17 protein-coding genes and 1 pseudogene are annotated in these 18,771 nt (G+C 52.5%); 9 read left to right on the top strand and 9 right to left on the bottom strand.

Features of this window, described 5'->3' with window-relative positions; translation table 11 throughout:
• The first annotated feature begins 53 nt into the window (after positions 1–53).
• The gene (aglF, locus tag BMX07_RS00925; protein WP_090612087.1) at positions 54–797 is read left to right on the top strand and encodes a UTP--glucose-1-phosphate uridylyltransferase AglF; all 744 of its coding nucleotides are present in this window, start codon (positions 54–56) and stop codon (positions 795–797) included.
• A 92-nt stretch (positions 798–889) separates the two neighbouring features.
• Here the strand turns inward: aglF and BMX07_RS00920 are convergent, their stop codons facing one another.
• Entirely contained in the window at positions 890–1,876 is a 987-nt protein-coding gene (locus BMX07_RS00920) for a GDP-mannose 4,6-dehydratase (RefSeq protein WP_090612084.1), read from the bottom strand.
• 191 nt (positions 1,877–2,067) lie between these two features.
• Here BMX07_RS00920 and BMX07_RS00915 point away from each other — a divergent pair, with 191 nt between their 5' ends.
• On the top strand, positions 2,068–3,516 hold the full coding sequence (locus tag BMX07_RS00915; protein ID WP_090612081.1) for a sugar transferase: 1,449 nt from the start codon (positions 2,068–2,070) through the stop codon (positions 3,514–3,516).
• A 52-nt stretch (positions 3,517–3,568) separates the two neighbouring features.
• The gene (locus BMX07_RS00910) at positions 3,569–4,666 is read left to right on the top strand and encodes a glycosyltransferase family 4 protein (protein WP_090612077.1); all 1,098 of its coding nucleotides are present in this window, start codon (positions 3,569–3,571) and stop codon (positions 4,664–4,666) included.
• Here the strand turns inward: BMX07_RS00910 and BMX07_RS00905 are convergent.
• From BMX07_RS00905 to BMX07_RS00895, 3 genes are read right to left on the bottom strand one after another with little or no spacing between them, the layout of a single operon-like run.
• Complete coding sequence (locus tag BMX07_RS00905; protein WP_090612072.1) at positions 4,654–6,120, bottom strand: sulfatase family protein; 1,467 nt, start codon at positions 6,118–6,120, stop codon at positions 4,654–4,656. The two genes, BMX07_RS00910 and BMX07_RS00905, sit on opposite strands and share 13 nt — an antisense overlap.
• Positions 6,117–7,724: an alkaline phosphatase family protein gene (locus BMX07_RS00900; RefSeq protein ID WP_090612067.1), complete on the bottom strand. Its 1,608-nt coding sequence runs from the start codon at positions 7,722–7,724 to the stop codon at positions 6,117–6,119. The genes BMX07_RS00905 and BMX07_RS00900 overlap by 4 nt, the downstream gene beginning before the upstream one ends.
• Positions 7,721–8,827: a glycosyltransferase family 4 protein gene (locus BMX07_RS00895; protein ID WP_090612063.1), complete on the bottom strand. Its 1,107-nt coding sequence runs from the start codon at positions 8,825–8,827 to the stop codon at positions 7,721–7,723. Before BMX07_RS00895 ends, BMX07_RS00900 begins: the two co-directional genes overlap by 4 nt.
• An 88-nt stretch (positions 8,828–8,915) precedes the next feature.
• Here BMX07_RS00895 and BMX07_RS23485 point away from each other — a divergent pair, with 88 nt between their 5' ends.
• Positions 8,916–10,139: an O-antigen ligase family protein gene (locus BMX07_RS23485; protein WP_139210778.1), complete on the top strand. Its 1,224-nt coding sequence runs from the start codon at positions 8,916–8,918 to the stop codon at positions 10,137–10,139.
• Here the strand turns inward: BMX07_RS23485 and BMX07_RS00890 are convergent.
• Positions 10,127–11,068 (bottom strand): alkaline phosphatase family protein, encoded by a 942-nt coding sequence (locus BMX07_RS00890; RefSeq protein WP_090612059.1) that lies wholly within the window; start codon positions 11,066–11,068, stop codon positions 10,127–10,129. The genes BMX07_RS23485 and BMX07_RS00890 overlap by 13 nt on opposite strands.
• Positions 11,069–11,197: 129 nt before the next feature.
• On the opposite strand from BMX07_RS00890, the gene BMX07_RS00885 reads away from it, so the two are divergent.
• A complete protein-coding gene (locus tag BMX07_RS00885; RefSeq protein WP_090612056.1) occupies positions 11,198–12,424 on the top strand; it encodes a glycosyltransferase family 4 protein in 1,227 nt (408 codons plus the stop codon).
• Between the two features lie 73 nt (positions 12,425–12,497).
• On the opposite strand, the pseudogene BMX07_RS25580 reads toward BMX07_RS00885, so the two are convergent.
• The 4 genes and pseudogenes from BMX07_RS25580 to BMX07_RS00870 all read right to left on the bottom strand — a co-directional run.
• Positions 12,498–12,644: pseudogene (locus BMX07_RS25580) on the bottom strand (DapH/DapD/GlmU-related protein); the annotation flags it as partial.
• Positions 12,645–13,005: 361 nt separating this feature from the next.
• Complete coding sequence (locus BMX07_RS23480; protein ID WP_139210777.1) at positions 13,006–13,875, bottom strand: sulfatase-like hydrolase/transferase; 870 nt, start codon at positions 13,873–13,875, stop codon at positions 13,006–13,008.
• A 96-nt stretch (positions 13,876–13,971) separates the two neighbouring features.
• A complete protein-coding gene (locus BMX07_RS00875; RefSeq protein WP_090612047.1) occupies positions 13,972–15,411 on the bottom strand; it encodes an oligosaccharide flippase family protein in 1,440 nt (479 codons plus the stop codon).
• A 368-nt stretch (positions 15,412–15,779) separates the two neighbouring features.
• Complete coding sequence (locus tag BMX07_RS00870; RefSeq protein ID WP_090612041.1) at positions 15,780–16,040, bottom strand: MarR family transcriptional regulator; 261 nt, start codon at positions 16,038–16,040, stop codon at positions 15,780–15,782.
• A 233-nt stretch (positions 16,041–16,273) separates the two neighbouring features.
• Here BMX07_RS00870 and BMX07_RS00865 point away from each other — a divergent pair, with 233 nt between their 5' ends.
• The 4 genes from BMX07_RS00865 to BMX07_RS00850 all read left to right on the top strand — a co-directional run bounded on the left by BMX07_RS00865 (position 16,274) and on the right by BMX07_RS00850 (position 18,765).
• Entirely contained in the window at positions 16,274–16,666 is a 393-nt protein-coding gene (locus BMX07_RS00865; protein WP_090612037.1) for a hypothetical protein, read from the top strand.
• Positions 16,659–17,597: a DUF8008 family protein gene (locus BMX07_RS00860; RefSeq protein ID WP_090612034.1), complete on the top strand. Its 939-nt coding sequence runs from the start codon at positions 16,659–16,661 to the stop codon at positions 17,595–17,597. Before BMX07_RS00865 ends, BMX07_RS00860 begins: the two co-directional genes overlap by 8 nt.
• A gap of 423 nt (positions 17,598–18,020) precedes the next feature.
• Positions 18,021–18,305 carry an AbrB/MazE/SpoVT family DNA-binding domain-containing protein gene (locus tag BMX07_RS00855; protein WP_090612030.1) on the top strand — a complete coding sequence of 95 codons (285 nt, stop codon included), beginning with the start codon at positions 18,021–18,023 and terminating at the stop codon, positions 18,303–18,305.
• Entirely contained in the window at positions 18,298–18,765 is a 468-nt protein-coding gene (locus tag BMX07_RS00850; protein ID WP_090612027.1) for a type II toxin-antitoxin system VapC family toxin, read from the top strand. Before BMX07_RS00855 ends, BMX07_RS00850 begins: the two co-directional genes overlap by 8 nt.
• The last annotated feature ends 6 nt before the right edge of the window (positions 18,766–18,771 follow it).

Below are 18,771 nucleotides of genomic sequence, written 5' to 3'. Positions count from 1 at the left end.
GACTTCCCCCGGGCCAGAAAAGCCATATGAGGGGACTCATCATGGTAGCAGTAATGAACGCAGTCGTTCTCGCCGCGGGGGAAGGAACGCGTCTTCGGCCGCTCACCGAGGACAAACCCAAGGGGATGGTCGAGGTCGACGGGCGACCGATCCTCACCCACTGTTTCGATACCCTCGTCGACCTCGGCGCGGAGGAGTTCGTCGTCGTCGTCGGCTACCTGAAAGAGGTGATCATCGACCACTACGGCGACGACTACCGCGGGGTACCGATCACGTACGCACACCAGCGCGAGCAGAAGGGGCTCGCACACGCCCTGTTGACCGTCGAACAGCACATCGACGACGACTTCATGCTGATTCTCGGCGACAACGTCTTCGACGCGAACCTCGAAGACGTCGTCCGCCGCCAGCAGGAGGACCGCGCGGACGCGGCGTTCCTCGTCGAGGAAGTGCCCTGGGAGGAGGCGTCGCGCTACGGGGTCTGCGACACCAACAAGTACGGCGAGATCACCGACGTCGTCGAAAAGCCGGACGATCCGCCGTCGAACCTCGTGATGACCGGGTTCTACACGTTCACCCCCGCGATATTCCCCGCTTGCGAGTTAGTGCAGCCGTCGAACCGCGGCGAGTACGAGATCAGCGAAGCGATCGACCTCCTGATTCGGTCGGGACGGACGATCGACGCGATCGGGCTCGAGGGCTGGCGGATCGACGTCGGCTATCCGGAAGACCGGGAGGAAGCCGAACGGCGGCTGCAGGAGGACGCGGAAGCCGCCGTTGCAACCCCGTCCGAGTAACAGGCGCGCCCAGCCCGTCCTCCAACGGTTCTACTCCTCACCGACGAACTCCCGACTCGCTCTCACGTGCGAACAGTGCTCGGCAGTACTGGTTACGAAGACCGGACGAGCGGGTCGTACCACTCCCGGTTCTCGTGATACCAGTCGATGAACTTCGAAACGCCCTCCCGGATGTCGACGGTCGGTTCGTAGCCGAGGATCTCGTTCGCCTTTTCGATATCGGCGTGGGTGTGCTCGGCGTCGCCCGTGCGGGCCTCGTCGAACTCGAGCTCGAGGCTCGGATCGATCTCGTCGCGGACGACCGCCGCCAGCGTGCGGATGTCGATGTTGTCCGTCGAGCCCACGTTGCAGATCTCGCCGTCCGCACTGTCGTCCTCGAGGAGCCGTTCGTTGACCCGGACGATGTCCTCGATGTAGGTGAAATCACGCGTCTGCTCGCCGTCGCCGTAGATCACCGGCGGTTCGCCGTGGAGACACCTGGATACGAAATTCGTCATCGCCATATTCGGCCGCATTCGCGGGCCGTAGACGGTGAAGTATCGGAGCGCAACCGTCGGGAGGCCGTAGATCTCGTTGTAGACGCGGGTGTACTGCTCCGTCGCGAGCTTCGAGACGCCGTACGGCGAGACCGGGGTCGTCGGGTGGTCCTCGTCGTAGGGGAGGTACGCCGGCTTGCCGTACACCGACGAGGACGAGGCCACGACGACGCGCTCGAGGTCGTGCGCTCTGGCGGCCTCGAGCAGGTTGATCGTCCCGTCGACGTTGTACGTGTTGACCTTCTTCGGCTCGTCGATGCTCGATCGAACGCCCGCCTGCGCCGCCTGGTGGTAGGCGACGTCGACGTCGGCGACGAGGTCCTCGACCAGTTCCGCGTCGGTGATCGATCCCTCGACGAGCCGGTAGCTCGAGCCGGATTCGTCCGCGGCCGCCCTGCCGGCGTCGACGTTTCGTTCCTTGATGCCGAGGTCGTAGTACGGTTCGAAATTGTCGAGCACCGTTACGTCGTGGCCGCTCCGTGCGATCGTCTCCGCGATATGGCCGCCGATAAAGCCCGCACCGCCCGTGACGAGTACGTCCATCGTTACGACGGTCCCACGACGGCTACAAAAACCGTGCGTATTTCGTCGCGGTTCGCCGATCGTATCGAGTTCGGTACATCTCCGGGCAGCGAGCGTTCGGAGCCGAATCGGCCACAATCGATATATAGTGGTATGTCGGCGTGTTAGTCGTTTCAAAGCATATATGGGAGTGCAGGTTACTCCATTAGTCGATGCTTACCGGCTGGCGGTATCGGTTCGCGAGCGCCGTCGGGACTGCGTATCTCGTCGCCGTCGCGGTCCTCGTCGCGAACCACGCTACCTTCCAATCCGTCTTTACCTCGGTCGTTCCCCTGTTTAATCGGTTAGAACCGACGGTCCTCAGCGGGCCGTCGCTCCGATGGGCGCTCGTCCTGGCCGTCGTCGCGATCGCGAGCGCGGCCTGGCCCCTGTACAAGCCGCGGCCTCGCCGCATTCTCGATACGGTCTTTCTCGTCCAGAAGCGCGTCCTCGTCGGCGGGCTCGCGCTGGCGACGCTCGGCTACTTCCAGTGGTCCCACCGCCTCCCGCGGGCGACGCTCGTCATGACCGTCGGCTTCCTCGCGGTCGTCTTGCCCGGCTGGTTTCTCGTTATCCGCGGTCGGCCCGTCGATACCGACGGCCGGACGCTGATCGTGGGCGACGACCCCGACCAGATCGAGCGCGTCGCGCCCGCGATCGACGCCCCCGTCGTCGGCTACCTCTGTCCCACCGTCACCGGCACCGCCGCGGCGTCCGTGACGACGGCGGACCCGGATCGCGCGATCACCGACGGCGGCGTCGAACTCCGCCACGAGGGGCTCGTGGACGACGCCGATCCGCTCGCCGCCCTCTCCCGCCTCGGCGGGCTCTCGCGACTCGAGGACGTCCTCGTCGCGTACGACGTCGACACCGCCGTGCTCGCGTTCCAGCAGGCCGACCGCGCGGAGTTCTTCGGCGCGCTGGACGCCTGTCACGAACACGGCGTGGACGCCAAGGTCCACCGGAAGTACGCCGATAGCGTGCTGGTTTCGGAGGGTGACGTCGGGGAACTGGTGGACGTGGACCTCGAGCCGTGGGACCCGCTGGACCACCTGTTCAAGCGGGTGTTCGATATCGCGTTCGCCGTCGTCGGGCTGGTCGCGTTCGCGCCGCTGCTCGTCGTAATTGCGACCGCGATCAAACTCGACAGCCCCGGGCCGGTGTTTTACAGTCAGGACCGAACCGCCGGCTTCGGCGAGACCTTCCCCGTGTACAAGTTCCGCTCGATGATTCCGGAGGGAGAATCCGCCGTCCCGATCGACGACGACGAGAACGACCGGATCACCCGCGTTGGTTACGTTCTGAGGAAAACCCATCTGGACGAGCTCCCGCAGCTCTGGTCGATTCTCGTCGGCGACATGAGCGTCGTCGGCCCTCGCGCCGTCTGGACCGAGGAGGAAACGCTGCTCGAGGAAACCGCGCCGTCGTGGCGCAAACGCTGGTTCGTCAAGCCCGGACTGACCGGACTGGCACAGATCAACAACGCGAAGAGCACCGATCCGAACACGAAACTGCGGTACGACCTCGAGTACATCCGCCAGCAATCGTTCTGGTTCGACGTGAAGATCGTCGTTCGGCAGGTGTGGAAGGTCTTCGAGGACGTTTTCGCGACCGTCCGCTGATCGACAGTCACGAACCGAACGACATATCGGAGTCCTCGAGAACGTACCGCCAATGCGGATTCTACGCGTCGCACAGAAGGTCTATCCCGACGTGAAAGGGGGTGGACCGTACCACGTCCACGCGATGAGTCGCGATCAGGCAGCGATGGGGCACGACGTGACCGTGCTGACGGTACGGACGGATTCCGACTTGCCCCACGTCGAGGAGCGCGACGGATACACCGTGGTCCGGTACGATCCCGCGGTGAGCGTGCTCGGGAACGACATCAGTCCGGGACTGGCGCAGTACCTCTCGGACGCCGAGGCGTTCGACGTGCTCCACGCCCACTCACACCTGTACTTCTCGACGAACCTGGCCGCCCTGAAACGGTTCCTGGGAGACATTCCGCTCGCGATCACGAACCACGGGCTCTACTCCCAGAACGCCCCCGAATGGGTCTTCGATCTGTATCTCCGGTCCGTCGGTCGGTGGACGTTCAACCAAGCCGACGTCGTGTTCTGCTACACCGAGACGGACAAACGGCGGGTCCAGGAGTTCGGCGTCTCGAGTCGGATCGCGGTGGTCTCGAACGGGATCGACACGCAACGATTCGTCCCGGATGGACCGACAAGCGAGCTGATCGATACCGACGGCCCCGTCGTCCTGTACGTGGGCCGCCTGGTAGACGGCAAACGTCCGGCTGCCGCAATCGACGCTCTCCACGGGGTTCGGCAGGACCATCCGACAGCGCAACTCTATCTGTGTGGGGAAGGACCGCTACGCGACGAACTCGAGCACCGTGCCGCCGAAGTAGGTTTCTCCGAGTCGGTCCACTTCCTCGGCCACCTCTCGTACGACGAGATGCCGGCCGTCTACCGGAGCAGCGACGTCCTCGTGTTACCGAGCCGGGCGGAAGGTGTGCCGCGAACGGTGCTCGAGGCGATCAGCTCCGGCATTCCGGCCGTCTGCTCCCACCTCGATCAGCTGGACGAAATCGTCGCCGGCCGCGGGACGCTGGTCGATATGGACGGCGGAGAGTCGATCGCGCGACACGTCTCCGACTGGCTCGCCGCCGACCGCGACGTCGACCCGCTCGAGGACGACTACACGTGGCAAACGACCGTCGAGCGGACGACCGATCGGCTCCGATCGATCGCCTACTGCAGATAGCCGAGATCCTCGAGTCTAGCTTTCGTCTCATCGCGCATCGAGACGTCACCGCCGGTATCAGCGTGGTCGAACGACCGGAGCCAGGCGTCGAGTTCCGACTCGAGTTCGGCCGCTTTCTCCGGCTCCGCGTCGACGAGATTCTCGGTTTCGCCCGGATCTTCGGCGACGTGATACAACTCCTCGGAGCCGTCCGACCCGCGGATGTACTTCCACTCCGTCGATCGAATCGACCGCAGCGAACGGTCGTATTTGCGCACCTCCTCGGGGAGTTCACCGACGCGTTTCTCGAGGGCGTCCATCGACGGCTGCGGTGCCATGTACTCGGCGAAGGCGTACTCGCGGGGCTCCGTGTCGGCATCCGGGTGGAAGGATCGGCCCTGCGCTTGCTCGCGGAACGCCGGCGCATCGATACCGGCCGCATCGAGGAGCGTCGGTGCGATATCGGTCAGCTGGACGAGGTCGTCGATTTCCTGGCCACCGGTGAACGGCCCGCCGTGAACGAAGAGCGGGACGTGAAGGAGCGTATCGTAGAGACAGTACTGGTGGTCCATCAGGCCGTGATCGCCGATGTTCTCGCCGTGATCGCCTGTGACGACGAAGATCGTGTCTTCCCACTCGTTCTGCTCTTCCAAGAGTTCCCTGAGTTCTCCAATCTGCTGATCGAGATAGGCAATTTCTGCCCGATACAACCCTCGTAGAACCTCCAGATCGCGATCGGACATCTCAACCGTTCCAGCGATGTACCCCCACGCGTCCTGCGGAACGTCCATCGCTTCCTCGTACGAGATACCCGAGGGGAGAAACCGTTCTGCGAATTCGTTCGGCGGTCGATACTCGAGGTGAGGCTCGAGGTAATTTACGAACAAGAAGAACGGATCGGTGGTAGTCCGTTCAGTGAGCCAACTTCTGATCCACTCGTTCGTCTGTTTTGCACCGTCGTCGTAGTGGTTTCGGACGAACTGCCCGTAGATAGCATTTGTGACGTTGACTATAGGATTCCCCGCGAACAGTTCCCGACCAAGTGATTTGAGCTTGTCCATCCCCTCCTCAGTCCGTGCAATCCGACCGAGGTCGATGTCAGACTGGACGTACTGCCACGTCTTTCGGAACTCCTCGAAGCCCCGCCCGAAGCCGAACTCCTCGCTGATCCAAGTGTTGTTCGAGACGGCTACTGTGTCATAGCCGTCGGCTTGGAAAACCTCCGCAATCGTTGTCTGCGTATTATTCAACTCTTTGTGATCGGCATGTGCTCCGTGTTTCGAGGATGCCATCCCGGTAAAGAGCGAACCGTGTGAGGGGAGCGTCCACGGCGCTGCAGAAGTACACTGTTCGAATATCGCCCCTTCCTTTCGAATCGAATCAATGTTTGATAGAAAACCATTGTGAATGCCCGACGCAATCACGTCTGCTCTTGCAGTGTCGAGGACAATTACAACTACGTTCGGACTTGTCATATATATCCAAGGTCTTTGAGTCGCTCTTGTACCTCTTGATCGTCTTTCCGCTTCGAGGATTTTCCTATGGAAACAAGATTTTCTAACGAATCAGTCGATATCAACTGATCATCCACTATCTCATCTTCAAAGAGCCCCCCGAGAACGCTTCCATCCATTTCCTGGGGAATCGAGGTGTCGTGTAGATACAATAATGTCGGTGCGATATCGTAAATGTCGGCCTCTATGGCTGCATCATCGGTCCCAATATCCGGCCCTGTCGCGATTAGAATGCCTTCCTGATTATGTCCTCCGTTCCGTGCTTTCGACGGCGACCCATCGGAGAAAACGTTGTTCTCAGCCGTCGGTCTGGGATCAACAGCACACTCGAATCCGTTGATTTCGAACAGAAGATCGGGTGCCAAATCTAATTTCGGTCCATGATATAGATCTTCAGGTTCGTATACTTCGATACTTTCCGGGCCATCGTTTCGATCGACGAGTTTATCCAATTCGTCGATTACAGCCCGTTTATCGTCGGGATCATCGGTGAGCATATAGATCATCCCACATGTAATATTCTGTCTCGGGGCGAACGCAATACTTCGATCAAAATCGATTCCATCTCCCGGCGAACTGCGGATCGACTCACCGATGGATTTTCCGATGTCGTTCAGCTGGGGAGCAAACCTGACGACCGCTTCCCCAACCCGACGAAGGTATGGGAAATATTTCGTTCGGGTTTGATTGATCAAAGACTGCTCTTCCGCATACGAGAAGCCCTGTTGCTTGAGCCACTCATTAGAGTGGAAGGTCCGATTTACAGGACCGAATCCGTGATCGGAGACGAGGAGGAGATTCGCATCCTCTCCTCGAGCATGCTCGGTAACGAGTCCGACTGTCTCGTCTACCCGTTCCCAAATCTGCTGTAGCGCATCTTCGTGACCTGCCTCCGGGTCATACAAGGCATGTTCCTCGTCGTGATATCGCCAGAAGTAGTGTTGAGCCCAGTCGGTTGCGCTGATAATCCCAAAGAAGTGGTCCGGATTCTTTTCGCTCAACAGATAATCGATCGCCTGCTCTCGCTTTTCAATAATCTCGAGGAGATCCTGTTTGAGGGCATCGGGACGGCCCTGATACTTCGGATCAGCGTATGAGACTTTCACTTGATACCCGTCGGTAACCTTGTCGAGTTCCATGCCGAGTGGTTCCGGGTACGTGATAGTATCGTCAGCATCCGACCCGAGTCCGCTTACCATGAACCCGTCAATATCGTAGGGTGGGTACAGCATCGGATAATTGAAAACACCGACAGATTGATCGCGGGCAGACAGCACATCCCAGAAGCTTTTTCCATAGAATTTGTCTGATCCGAGAGGCTCGAAGTCAAATGAGTTAGGATCGTCTCGGTTAAGGAAGTAAAAGACACCTGTCTTTCCTGGGTTCTGTCCAGTTGCCATTGACAACCATGCAGGTGCTGTAATCGGTGGAAATGTACTTTCCAATTTTCCGGAACGACCAGTTGTTATTATGTTGCCAATATTTGGGAGGAGACCATCTTCAATAAATGGCATAAGAACCTCCCACGTAGCACCGTCAAGGCCCAAAACGATAACTTCCGTCATTGTGTCGTACCTTCCACCACCTCTTTATAAATGTTTGAATAATCGATTGCTGTCTTTTCAAGACTAAACTCGTTTTGGGCGCGTGCATGACATATCGAACTTCTTTCTTGTCTCAAGTCTTTATTTTTGAGTAATTCCTGAATTTTCTCCGCAAAGAGTTCTGGTTTTTCTGGGTCAGCATAGCTGCCACACTTATTAATCACTTCATGAAAGATGGGAATATCACTAACTACGACTGGGAGTCCTGCAGCCATTGCTTCAACAGCAGCAACACAGAAACCCTCTGCAAAGGAAGAAATCACAAAGAGATCGCTCTGCGCATAAAGTTCATACACACGGTCTCGTGGAACTTCTCCAGTGAATCGGACTTTGCCAGCGATTTCAAGCTCATGTGCGAGTAATTCTAGATCCTTACGGAGCGGTCCATCTCCAACAAGGAGGAGTTCTGTGGATGGGTGTCGCTCAACGACAGAATTGAATGCACGTAGTAGTGTTGATTGGTTTTTGACTGGTACCATCCGCCCGACTGTACAGATACGGAATGTACTCTCGTCATCAGAACGGGGAGTTTCCTCTACAATGGTTTGAATTCGATCTATGTTAACCCCATTATGTACTACTTTGAGTTCTTTATCATTAAGTAGGAGACGCTCGTACCATTTGAAGGAATCCTCAGTCACTTGTGAATTTGACACGACACGATCTGCAAGTGGTAATGTTGGACCATTGACTAAGTTTTGCAGTAGTGAAAATGAGTTGTGGTCTCGGTGTTCAGTATCAATAACAGGTATGCCTTGTTGTTTCGCTAATATCCTAGCGATTGATCCCGAGAAATTATGGTGAACATGGACTAAATCGAAATCTTGGATGATTTCGCGCTGGAAATGGGCCCAGGCCTCACAATCGAGTCTGGATCTTCCGCCGAGACAGCGAACTTGAACCGGGAGATGTTCTACCTTTTCAACAAGATCAATTTTCTCGGGACTTTCATCATAGAACGAGAGAACCGATACTTCAACGTCAGTAATAGCCGCGATTCGGGTCGATATCTCAAACGGAATAGAGGTATGGTTGATTTTATTAAGAAAGACAAGTACCTGCATAGATTACAAAATGAGTTGCTCCGTCATGGTTTTATTGGTTACCGAACAATGGCAAACTTCTTGTTCAAAGATTAGAGGTATACTATTGATGGCTATTTTGGTTCAGACAAACACAATTACATTCCGCTCATTTGCATCATTGGTCCTACCGTTCTTCTTATTTTCTGCGATAATCCTTCAACATACGGCAGTATCAAGAGGTATTTCTTATGTAGTTGTCTTCCTTGTTTACTCATTCTCCTCACTCTTATATATTCATCACCATGGTTGGGATATTAAAGTGAATAAAAAGCACATACTATTATTTTTCCTTTTATCAGATTTCATTTTGGTAAGCACCATTCTGAACCTTTCAAGTGGAACAGTTGTTCGGTATGTCTCGTTTCTCATATTTACTGGAACAAGTCTCTTTGTTATACCAAAAATCATACCATTGCAGTACTTCCTCGCTGCGGCGAGTAGATTAAGTGCAGTAATAGTCAGTATCGGATTTCTCCCCTACTTTGGCCTTAGAATCGAGACTGCTTTCATTGACCTGTCTCTCTGGAGTGCAAATATATACTGGTATCCTTCACTCAAACCGATTACTAGTGTTTTTGTGAATCCGAATGCACTGGGTTTCCTTACACTGGTTGGATCAATAGCAGCTCTTTCCGAATTACAGAAAGACAAAGGTCGACTGCAAATTCTATTCTTCACTATTAATGTCGTCGGGTTGGCGTTTTCCAATTATCGAACTGGATGGGTTGCCTTTGTCGTTACCCTTAGTGGCTATGTAGTCTATCGGATTGGGGGGCGTAGACTACTTATGACTGCAACAATTTCGGGGTTGTCGTTGCTATCTTTACTGTTACTAATGATTTTTTCTGTTGTGCCTGGTCCTGAAGCATTGACGGAAATATCTCTTAATCACCGACGAACGCGGTGGATTGCCGGTGTATATGCCCTTCAAGATAAACTCTGGTGGGGATACGGCTTTGGTAACGTAGTAGATGCAACTCAACCATATACTCCAACAGAAACGGGTAATATCCATAATTCATTCATCCGTGCATTTGTTGCCTTTGGCTTCGGCGGAGGCTTCGTCTATCTGTTGTTATATATTAGTACTATATTTGACGGTATACGCCAATGTGATCGATATGACTCAATAGTAATTCCAATGTTACTTCTTTCATTTCTATTCGTTCAACTATTTAATGATCTCACCTTTATCGGAGTATCGTTACATTCCGCTACTATAGCACTCTCTATGGGATATTGCATCGATAGAATCACGGAGGTAGAGGACCCGGAGATTTACTCTACGTAGCCGAGATTTCGCAATCTGTTTTTCACTGTTTCCGATTCAATATCTGGTGACTGTGATTTGTCTGCTCCCGTCACAATTTCTCGCCTTTCTCCACGTGTGTGCTCTAGCCATGGCACCTGAATTACAGCATCGCCATACAGACCCCGAGGGTGGCCGTATTCCCGAACCGGAATTGGAAATGCCCGTTCGCCGACGTAGTTCCCATGATCGGACGTGATAACAGTCTTCCCGGGAACTATGCTCAGAAGATCGTTGACGTGAGTCAGTACGTATTCAAGGTTTGTAGCATAGAGCTCCCACAATTCTTTTCGAGATAGGTCAAGTTCTCCAATGAATATTTGATTCCAGATATTTTCGCCAACAGCAGAATCGTTACTATCTTCAATAGACACCAGATGTTTCTTATCGAAGTCTGTGTTGGCTGAAACGAATGGGTAGTGTGGTTGCATGTAGTGGACAACAAGGCGCTTGTTTGGGAATTGATCGTATGTCTCTATTGCAGTTTGGGTCATCGTGTCCGCAAGTACAGTTCCGGTCTCCTTGTCCCAGCCTTGGTCAAGCCAAACATTAATGATCTCGTGGAAGTTCACATCCCACCTCTCTCGGTTGCGCTCGAGTTGGGGATTCGCTGTGACGTATACCGTATCGAGCAGGTCACGGCCATCGATATTTGCCTGAAGCCATTCAGATGTCGCAGATGCCTTAGAGTGTTTCGTGGCGAGTTTTCCCTCGATATGATTAACCTGCTCAAACAGATCGTACCGGCACGCATCAAGAATAACAAGTGTATCCCAATCTTGATCAAATACATCTATTCCAGCAGTATTTTCTGATCGAAGTCCTCCACGGCGGTAGTATGCACGGTTTAGCCCCCTCGCAAACAGCTGTGGATTCTTAAATGCCCGCTTCAAGCGGTCAACTGTATTCATATCCGGTTCTCTCTTGGCCACTAAATATTTCTTCGGATAACGCTAAAGTGTCTGCATAAAATCGACAGCCATCAGGTGGTACCGATAACTTCTTACCCAAACAAGAATCAGTCCTGGTAAATAAGATTAATGGAGATCGCATTTATTCATCCCAGCTGGCCTGGTGACGAGGGAACCGGGGCGACCCATACAGCCACTCAGGTTGTTACTGGATTGTCAAATCGAGGTCATAATGTTACCGTCTACTGTACAGAGAAACCTCCAAAGGAACGTCAAGAACCCTCTGGTCTTGAACTTGAATATATATATTTGCCAGACTTCCCCCCTCACACAAACACTAAGCTAAATAGAGCTCTAAAAAGCAGAGTTGAAGAATTCGACAAATATGATGTGATAAATTGTTACCTATCTACTGTGATTCCAGCTATGAGTTACATCGGACAAAGGACATCATCAGCAGTTGGAATTACACTAAACGCCTATGGTGCAGTTTGTCCTAAGAATGATTTACTTTATATGGATGAAGAAAAATGCACACAGAAATCGCTATTCCGTTGCTCAAAATGTGTAAGTCTCACTAGCTCGGACCATGATGAATTTAGCACTCCTTATCGGATAGTGAGCCGTCTTGGGAATCTTCGACTCCTACAAGATAAAAATATTGACACTAGTCACATCGATTTCTTCCGGTCGCCTTCTGGACATGTTAAAAGTAATTATGTTGATTTCGGATTTCCTGCTGATAAAATCCATGTCATCCCACATCCTCTGAATGAAACGTTTCGTATGGAACACAGGAGCAATTTCAATAGCCCGTATAATATATTGTATGTTGGATATCTAGAAAAACAAAAGGGAGTGGACAAACTAATTCCGATACTAAGTAAGCTTAAAGAACAAGTTGATGAAAAGGTCTCTTTGTCAATTGTCGGCAAAGGAGGACTACGCACTAGGATGGAACAACAGGCTCATGATCTTAGTGTTCGAGATTCAGTAGACTTTATGGGGTTTGTCCCAAATGAAAAATTGCCAACTATTTATGCTAATCATGACTTGTTCATTTACCCGGGTATTTGGGATGAACCTCTCGCAAGAGTTTATCTTGAGGCTCTTGCTACTGGGACGCCTATTATTTCGAGCGACTATGGTGATATAAGATCGATATTAGGGAATGGTGGTGTAATCACAGATGGTACTGTCGAAGGGTTTGTCTCAGCCATCTCTGATATAATCACTAACAAAAGGTTCGATCAAATATCTGAGGATGCAAAATTGAAATCGAATGAATATCAAGCTGATCAAGTACTCCCAAAAATCGAGAAGGTGTATTCGACGGCATCTGAGATAGATGAATAGTTGATAGAGAACTGAACCCTATTGTCTGTTAACCACACTATTGCGGTCATTTCCGTGTATCAACCCTGTCAGCTGGATTTCCTACCACAATGTCATAAGGTTCAACATCACTTGTTACAACTGAACCTGCACCTATTACTGCCCCCTTCCCGATTTCTACATCTTTCAGTATAGTAACATCACAGCCGATCCAAACGTCATCTCCGATTGTTATCTTTCCGTGTTCTAAATCTTGTTCGTGAATTGGAGATTCCGGGTCAATCTGATGGTTAAAAGAATGCATACTTACTTTTTGTGCAATTCTCACACCATCCCCAATCTCAATATTCCCTGCTAAGAACCCAAACTCGTGTAGTGTGCAATTTTCGCCAATATCAATACCAGAGGATTGTTGTGGTTTTATTACTGTAAACGGATCGATTACAGTATTTGGCCCGATGGTTACCAGATGAGGCGCAGTAATTTTGGAAAACAATGATATCTGCGAATTACTTTGGAACTCATACTTTGCTCGTATCGTCCCGAGACATCTATCAATTTTGAATGGGATCCTTGATGGATATTGTATACCTTTCCAAATCTTATTCCACATAGCCAAGGTCCCTCAATCGATCCTTTATATCTGACGATATTTCCGAACTATTACTTTCAATTACATCTGGGACAATATTTTTACGATCTTTGCTGGAGAAGACCACCCACGGAACTCGCACAAGGGCGTTATTTCGAAGGCCTGGTGGATGCCCATAGATTGAGATGGGGATCGGTGAACCTCGCTCTCCGAAGGCGTTTCCATGGTCTGCTGTTATAACGGTTCTACCCCGTAATTCTTCCACCAAGTCATCAACATATGGTAATGTTTTCTGCAGGCTTTCAGTATATGCCTTCCAAACAAGTGATCTATCTACGGCTCCATTTTGAAGATGTTTCCAAATGTCTTTTGGATCATCATTAGTTTGCCCTTCACCAGTGAAGGTACGATGCTGGGGTAATTCTTGAGCTGTTGGGCCAATAAATGGATAGTGTGGTTGCATGAAATGTACAACTAGCCGTTTATCCGGGAACTCAACAGCTGATTCTTTAGCATACTCAACCATTGTTTCCGGTAGTACAGTTCGACATTTGTCATTCCATCCTTCATCCCACGCATCAATTACTTTGAATATAGACTCTCGATGGTCAGAGACGTATGGATTTGCACTGACCCAGACTACATCATCAAGATAGTTACCGTTAACATTTGATTCGAGAAATTCTACAGAGTTAGACCCAGAAGATATCCGCGAAGTAAAATCGTCCGCTTTTTTTACGAAGTCAGTTTCCGATAGTACATCGTATCTGCAACCATCTAAAATAATGAGATTATCCCAATCTTCCGCGAATACATTAGATGATTCGTTATTAGTCGAAAACAGCCGATGGAATTGTCTATTTATCTCGAGTGAGGCCATCCTTGGCTTCCGTATCCCTTTAGCCAGTTGCCGTAATGAATACACATACACACCTATCTTGTTCGGTCTTAATAATCTTTCTTATGATACGGTCAGTTATGCTACCACTGAATAAAATTTCTGAATATCTTGTTTAGATATCTCACCAACTAGACTAAGACCTGCCACATATATTAAGAACCCAATAACCGGAAAGACCACTAATTGAGATTTCCAGGATATGGTATTTGACAATCCGAATAGTACTAATAACATTACTGCTGTCACAGTAAAAGACCGAATAGCAGACATAATTGGGAACTGAAAGGGGACATAGTTGTGTGCCCAGTAACTGACATAGCTTGCGATAAGAATTTGGGCAAAGATAGTCGAAGCTGCTGCCCCAAATAATCCTATAGTTGGTATTAGAACTATATTTAATATTGTGTTTAAAAAAGCGGCCAACGTTGTGATTTTTGCTATTCTCACGTTTTCCTCTGCAGCAGTTAGAATATAGATGAGTACATTATCGTATCCTCGGCCCATGAACCCAATGCCAAGAAGAGGCACTAAGATCCAACCTTTGGATGCAACAGCTGGTGTTGATAACATTCTTAGTGCTGGCTCGGCCAAAATTGAAATACCTGCCAACATCGGAAAAGCAGCTATTGTATACCACCGCAATACTTCCGTATAAAAATTGGTGAGGGATTTGATATTTCCGTTTTCCCATGCTTCCGTCACGGATGGATATAGAGTTGGCGTTAGAACTCCTGTGAATTTTTCTAAGAGAGTTGGAAGACTATATGCTACAGCATAAATCCCTGCAGAAGCAGGTGACAGAAGTAATAGTAGTAGATACCGATCTGCTGAAGAAATAATTCGACTTCCCATCTCTTTCGGCAGCATTGGTAAACTGTATTCCAGATATTTTTTTATACTCCTATAATCCAAATCTGGTTTAATCGGTGGCCTATAGTATATTACGACAATCAAGTCTACAAGAACTGTTGTAAATATCACTGAAAGTAGAGCTATTACAATATCGCCTGTTAGTGTGAATGCCATTGCTAATGCAAATAATTCAATAAGTAGATGAAACGATTGAATGATTTCGTATGTTTTCACTTGCCCGATCGCTCTAGGATAATTAAGAATGACTAAGGAAACGATCTTTACGAATACTACACCAGCTATTGAACCAGTGACTATCCATGAACTAGATTGACCTATATCGGGTAATACTCCCAAGATACCCAAACAAATAAGAATCAAACTAGTAAGAATAGCAGTAAGAAAAGAAAGTGTCAGAACGGTACTGAATATTCCGTCATCTTTTGATCCCTGTGGAAGGTAACGAATTAATGCTCCATGAAGGTGTAGCCCGCCAATACTTGCTGAAATTATTATTATAGCTTGAACCCCGGACCAAAGTCCATAAAGATCTGCGCCAAATATTTTGGTTATTATTGGTATTAGCAATATTCCCCTAGATAAGGATAAAATAGTCCTTGCCGATGAAAAACCCACATCCCCAATTAATTTCCTATAATTCATATTTTAAGATGTGCAAAAATTTTTTAATTCATCTGTATGAAATACTGCGAAAACTCTTTATTCATCGTATTAGTTGTGAGAGCACACTATGAAATAGGCTTCGTTTGAAGCTCTTTTCAATCTCGATTTGTCTCTGTGATCAAGAGTTGTTGCTTCCACCTCATAGTAAAATTTACCTCATTCCACATACTAATTGTGACTTGTTGTAATTTAGGATTACAGATTACTATTCAACCAAACCATTGTAGGAGAGACCAAAAGGCCCGACAAGCCAGTGATCCAAGATGATACAAGCACTGGAGCGCCGAAGGGTTGGCGAGTCGAATCCATTGAGCGCGTTGAGATTCTTGAGCTGTCGTTGAACAGCGTTACTCCTCTATCTCGAGGTCCCTCACATCGAGCTCACCCTCGAGATAGTCACAACCTGTTTCCGTCAGTTGATAGAGCCCGGTCTCGACTGCTGTCAGCAATCCGGCGTCGGAGAGTGTCCTGCACCGCTTGCTCACGTACTGGCGATCGTAGTCGATGTTTGCGGCAAGAACCCGCGGAGAGACCTGGATCGGATGCTCGTCGAAGAAGAGCATAATCTCGTAGTCGACAGGAGACATCCAGGGAACCCGCTCTACCATCTATTCACGATATCCTGCTAGCCCAACGGAAAAATCGGTACTATCCGCAGGGTACTGAACCACCTACGTGGTCTGGACAAAACCACGTTCGTAGTCAAGATTTATGTCACACGGGTACATTGTCTCGAGCACGGAAGCAACATGCGGCTCTCTGACGAGTGAGTCGCAGAATTGCGGACCGGTGTTAGCCCCACCAGTCCGCGAGAAGCTCCCGTAACCAGCCTACGGAAGCCATGTCGAACGACGATACACGGGGTAATGAAAGCCCCGACCGACCGGACGAATCGCAGCGCCAGACGACCGACTACCGACCGATCCTCGAGCACCTCGACACCCAGATCACCGACCTGCTCGAGACCATAACCGACGACGAAACCGTAGACCAGACGACCAGACTGAAAGCAAAACGCCACTGTCGCGAGCTCCGGGCGGAGCTCGAGTGGCTGGGACGCGACCTGCTCGAGGGCGAGGGGTGGCGGGTGCCGAGACGAACCGACCGACGAGACGGGATCACGACGGTGTCCGGACCGATCGAGGCGGCGCTCGAGCGGGCGGAGTGGGACGACCGCGACCGCGGACGGACCGAGGACGGCCGAACCGACGAGGAGGGCGAGACCGATGAGTAACCCCACCGACGCGGAGCAACTGCTCGAGAGCCTGGACGCCGACCCTCTCGAGAGCGACCTGCTCGAGGCGCTCCTCGACGAGCTCCGGAGCCTGCGAGCGGAGAACGACCGGCTCGCGGATCGGATCGCGGAACTCGAGGACAGTGTCGAAACCCTCGAGTCCCACACTAAAACGCTCGAGTCCCGAACCGAGACCGTCGAGCGGTCCGTCGACGACCGCGAGACGAACGACCGGCGACTCGAGCGCGTCGAGGCGCTCGCGGAGGCCACCCGCAACCGAACGGGGGCGAACAAGGCCCGGCTCGAGGAGCTCCAGGCGCGCGAACTCGAGAAGGGCGCGCACCTCCGCGAGGCGAACGTCGACGTCCACGAGATCGACGTCGCGGACGACGCGCTCGAGCGGGTCACCAAGACGGATGGGGAGCGCTACTACCGCCTCCCGGACCACGACGATCCGCTGGACAGGTCCGGAACGACCGCGCTCGCCCACGGGGATCTCCTGCCGATCCAGCAACTCGCCCGGATGGACGAGGACATGCGCCGGTCCACGACGAACGCGCTCCCGACGCGACTCGCCGCGAAACTGTGGCGGGCGCGAACCGACCCGACCGTCGGCGACGATCCCTGGACTCGCGGCTGCAAGGGCGTCGACGAGTACGTGGCGGCGAGCGAGCTGAAACACTGGATTCGTCGCCAGGAACAGGGCATCAGCGAGACCTACGCCAAGAAGCTGGTCTCCCGGACGATCGACGCGATCCTCGACCTCTCCAAACACCGGCTGGCGGTCCGCAAGCGAACCCAGCGCAAGAACGGCCTCGAGTACACCGAACGGCGACTCGTCCTCCCGTCGGACGCCGAGATCCCGGGCGAGACGACGACACCGAGCGACGCCGACCGCCAGCTTCCGGAGACAGCTGACGTCCACGGCTGACCGCGGACGGCGCCGAGCGAGTCCCCTCGAGAGAGCCCCACTCTCCACCGCCACCACCGAACCGACGGTTCGCGAGCGGTCGATCGCACGGTCGGTAGCTGCTGGTCCCCCGCTCGAGCAGTCCGCGGCAGTCCACGACGAGGACGCCCGCCGCAACGCGTCCGAAGACGACGGCTGTCCACGGTGCCGCTGTTCCGACGCGTCGCTCGAGACGTCCCCGTGAACGCGATACGCTTCCGTGAGCCGGTTGATACCGGACGAGCGACTGACGGCGGTCGACACTGCACTCGAGTGCAGTCTCGGACTGCGCGATCCCTGACGAGTGCACTGATCGCCAATCCAGCGTGACTGCGCGTTTTCGCGAAGCCGGTTGCCATCGCTGCCACCCAAAACGGTTATTTCGTTCCCACACCAAGTGGGAACATGGCGAAAGTGGATTCCAAAGGGCGAATCGTCCTCCCGCAGGACGTTCGAGAACGTCTCGGTATCACTCCCGGGACGGAAGTAGCGATCCACGAAGAAGACGGGAAAGCGGTCGTCGAGCCCGAAGACGATCCCGAACGGATTCTCGAGCGAATGGAGAAGCTCGTCGAGGAAACGGCTCCGGAGCGTGGGGAGACGATGCCGCTTGACGAAGTCGCCGACCCGATCGCCCGAAAGCACAGAGCCGCTGTCCGAAGCGGAGCGGAGAAAAACAGCGATGAGTGATGCCGGTGGCCCGTATCTGTTCGATGTCGGTGTGATCGCCCTCGCACATACGGAGGCACCTGTTCGTGATGCTGCGCTCTCGTACGTCCGAGATGCTATCGCCGGCGAAATAACTGCCGTCGTTCCGTATCCCGCGCTGTTCGGAGCACATACCGTCTTGACGACGTACTACGGACGGTCAAACGCGGATGCGTCTCGGCTCCTCCAGAATTTTATGGACGCGAAGCGAATCCAGTGGTACGACGGAATATCCGAAGCCATCGTTCGGGGAGGGTTATCTCAGGCGAAGAACGCAAACGTTGGTGGCTGGGACGGGTACTACGCGCAGGTAGCGATTGACGAAGGGGTGAATACCGTTCTGACGATCGACGACGACTTCGAACGATTTGATGCGTTCGACACCGAGGTTATTCTCTCGCCCGAAGAATTCCGTGAGCTAAACAGGTTTCTCGGAAACTGATTTCAG

The sequence above is a fragment of the Natrinema salaciae genome, assembly GCF_900110865.1.
GTDB lineage: Archaea > Halobacteriota > Halobacteria > Halobacteriales > Natrialbaceae > Natrinema > Natrinema salaciae.
This window is presented reverse-complemented; position numbering and strand designations above follow the sequence as displayed.

Bases quoted from the DNA above. Each gene is read 5' to 3' on its own strand.
- aglF (WP_090612087.1), top strand. From the start codon at position 54: ATGAACGCAGTCGTTCTCGCCGCGGGGGAAGGAACGCGTCTTCGGCCG.
- BMX07_RS00920 (WP_090612084.1), bottom strand. From the start codon at position 1,876: ATGGACGTACTCGTCACGGGCGGTGCGGGCTTTATCGGCGGCCATATC.
- BMX07_RS00915 (WP_090612081.1), top strand. From the start codon at position 2,068: ATGCTTACCGGCTGGCGGTATCGGTTCGCGAGCGCCGTCGGGACTGCG.
- BMX07_RS00910 (WP_090612077.1), top strand. From the start codon at position 3,569: ATGCGGATTCTACGCGTCGCACAGAAGGTCTATCCCGACGTGAAAGGG.
- BMX07_RS00905 (WP_090612072.1), bottom strand. From the start codon at position 6,120: ATGACAAGTCCGAACGTAGTTGTAATTGTCCTCGACACTGCAAGAGCA.
- BMX07_RS00900 (WP_090612067.1), bottom strand. From the start codon at position 7,724: ATGACGGAAGTTATCGTTTTGGGCCTTGACGGTGCTACGTGGGAGGTT.
- BMX07_RS00895 (WP_090612063.1), bottom strand. From the start codon at position 8,827: ATGCAGGTACTTGTCTTTCTTAATAAAATCAACCATACCTCTATTCCG.
- BMX07_RS23485 (WP_139210778.1), top strand. From the start codon at position 8,916: ATGGCTATTTTGGTTCAGACAAACACAATTACATTCCGCTCATTTGCA.
- BMX07_RS00890 (WP_090612059.1), bottom strand. From the start codon at position 11,068: ATGAATACAGTTGACCGCTTGAAGCGGGCATTTAAGAATCCACAGCTG.
- BMX07_RS00885 (WP_090612056.1), top strand. From the start codon at position 11,198: ATGGAGATCGCATTTATTCATCCCAGCTGGCCTGGTGACGAGGGAACC.
- BMX07_RS23480 (WP_139210777.1), bottom strand. From the start codon at position 13,875: ATGGCCTCACTCGAGATAAATAGACAATTCCATCGGCTGTTTTCGACT.
- BMX07_RS00875 (WP_090612047.1), bottom strand. From the start codon at position 15,411: ATGAATTATAGGAAATTAATTGGGGATGTGGGTTTTTCATCGGCAAGG.
- BMX07_RS00870 (WP_090612041.1), bottom strand. From the start codon at position 16,040: ATGGTAGAGCGGGTTCCCTGGATGTCTCCTGTCGACTACGAGATTATG.
- BMX07_RS00865 (WP_090612037.1), top strand. From the start codon at position 16,274: ATGTCGAACGACGATACACGGGGTAATGAAAGCCCCGACCGACCGGAC.
- BMX07_RS00860 (WP_090612034.1), top strand. From the start codon at position 16,659: ATGAGTAACCCCACCGACGCGGAGCAACTGCTCGAGAGCCTGGACGCC.
- BMX07_RS00855 (WP_090612030.1), top strand. From the start codon at position 18,021: ATGGCGAAAGTGGATTCCAAAGGGCGAATCGTCCTCCCGCAGGACGTT.
- BMX07_RS00850 (WP_090612027.1), top strand. From the start codon at position 18,298: ATGAGTGATGCCGGTGGCCCGTATCTGTTCGATGTCGGTGTGATCGCC.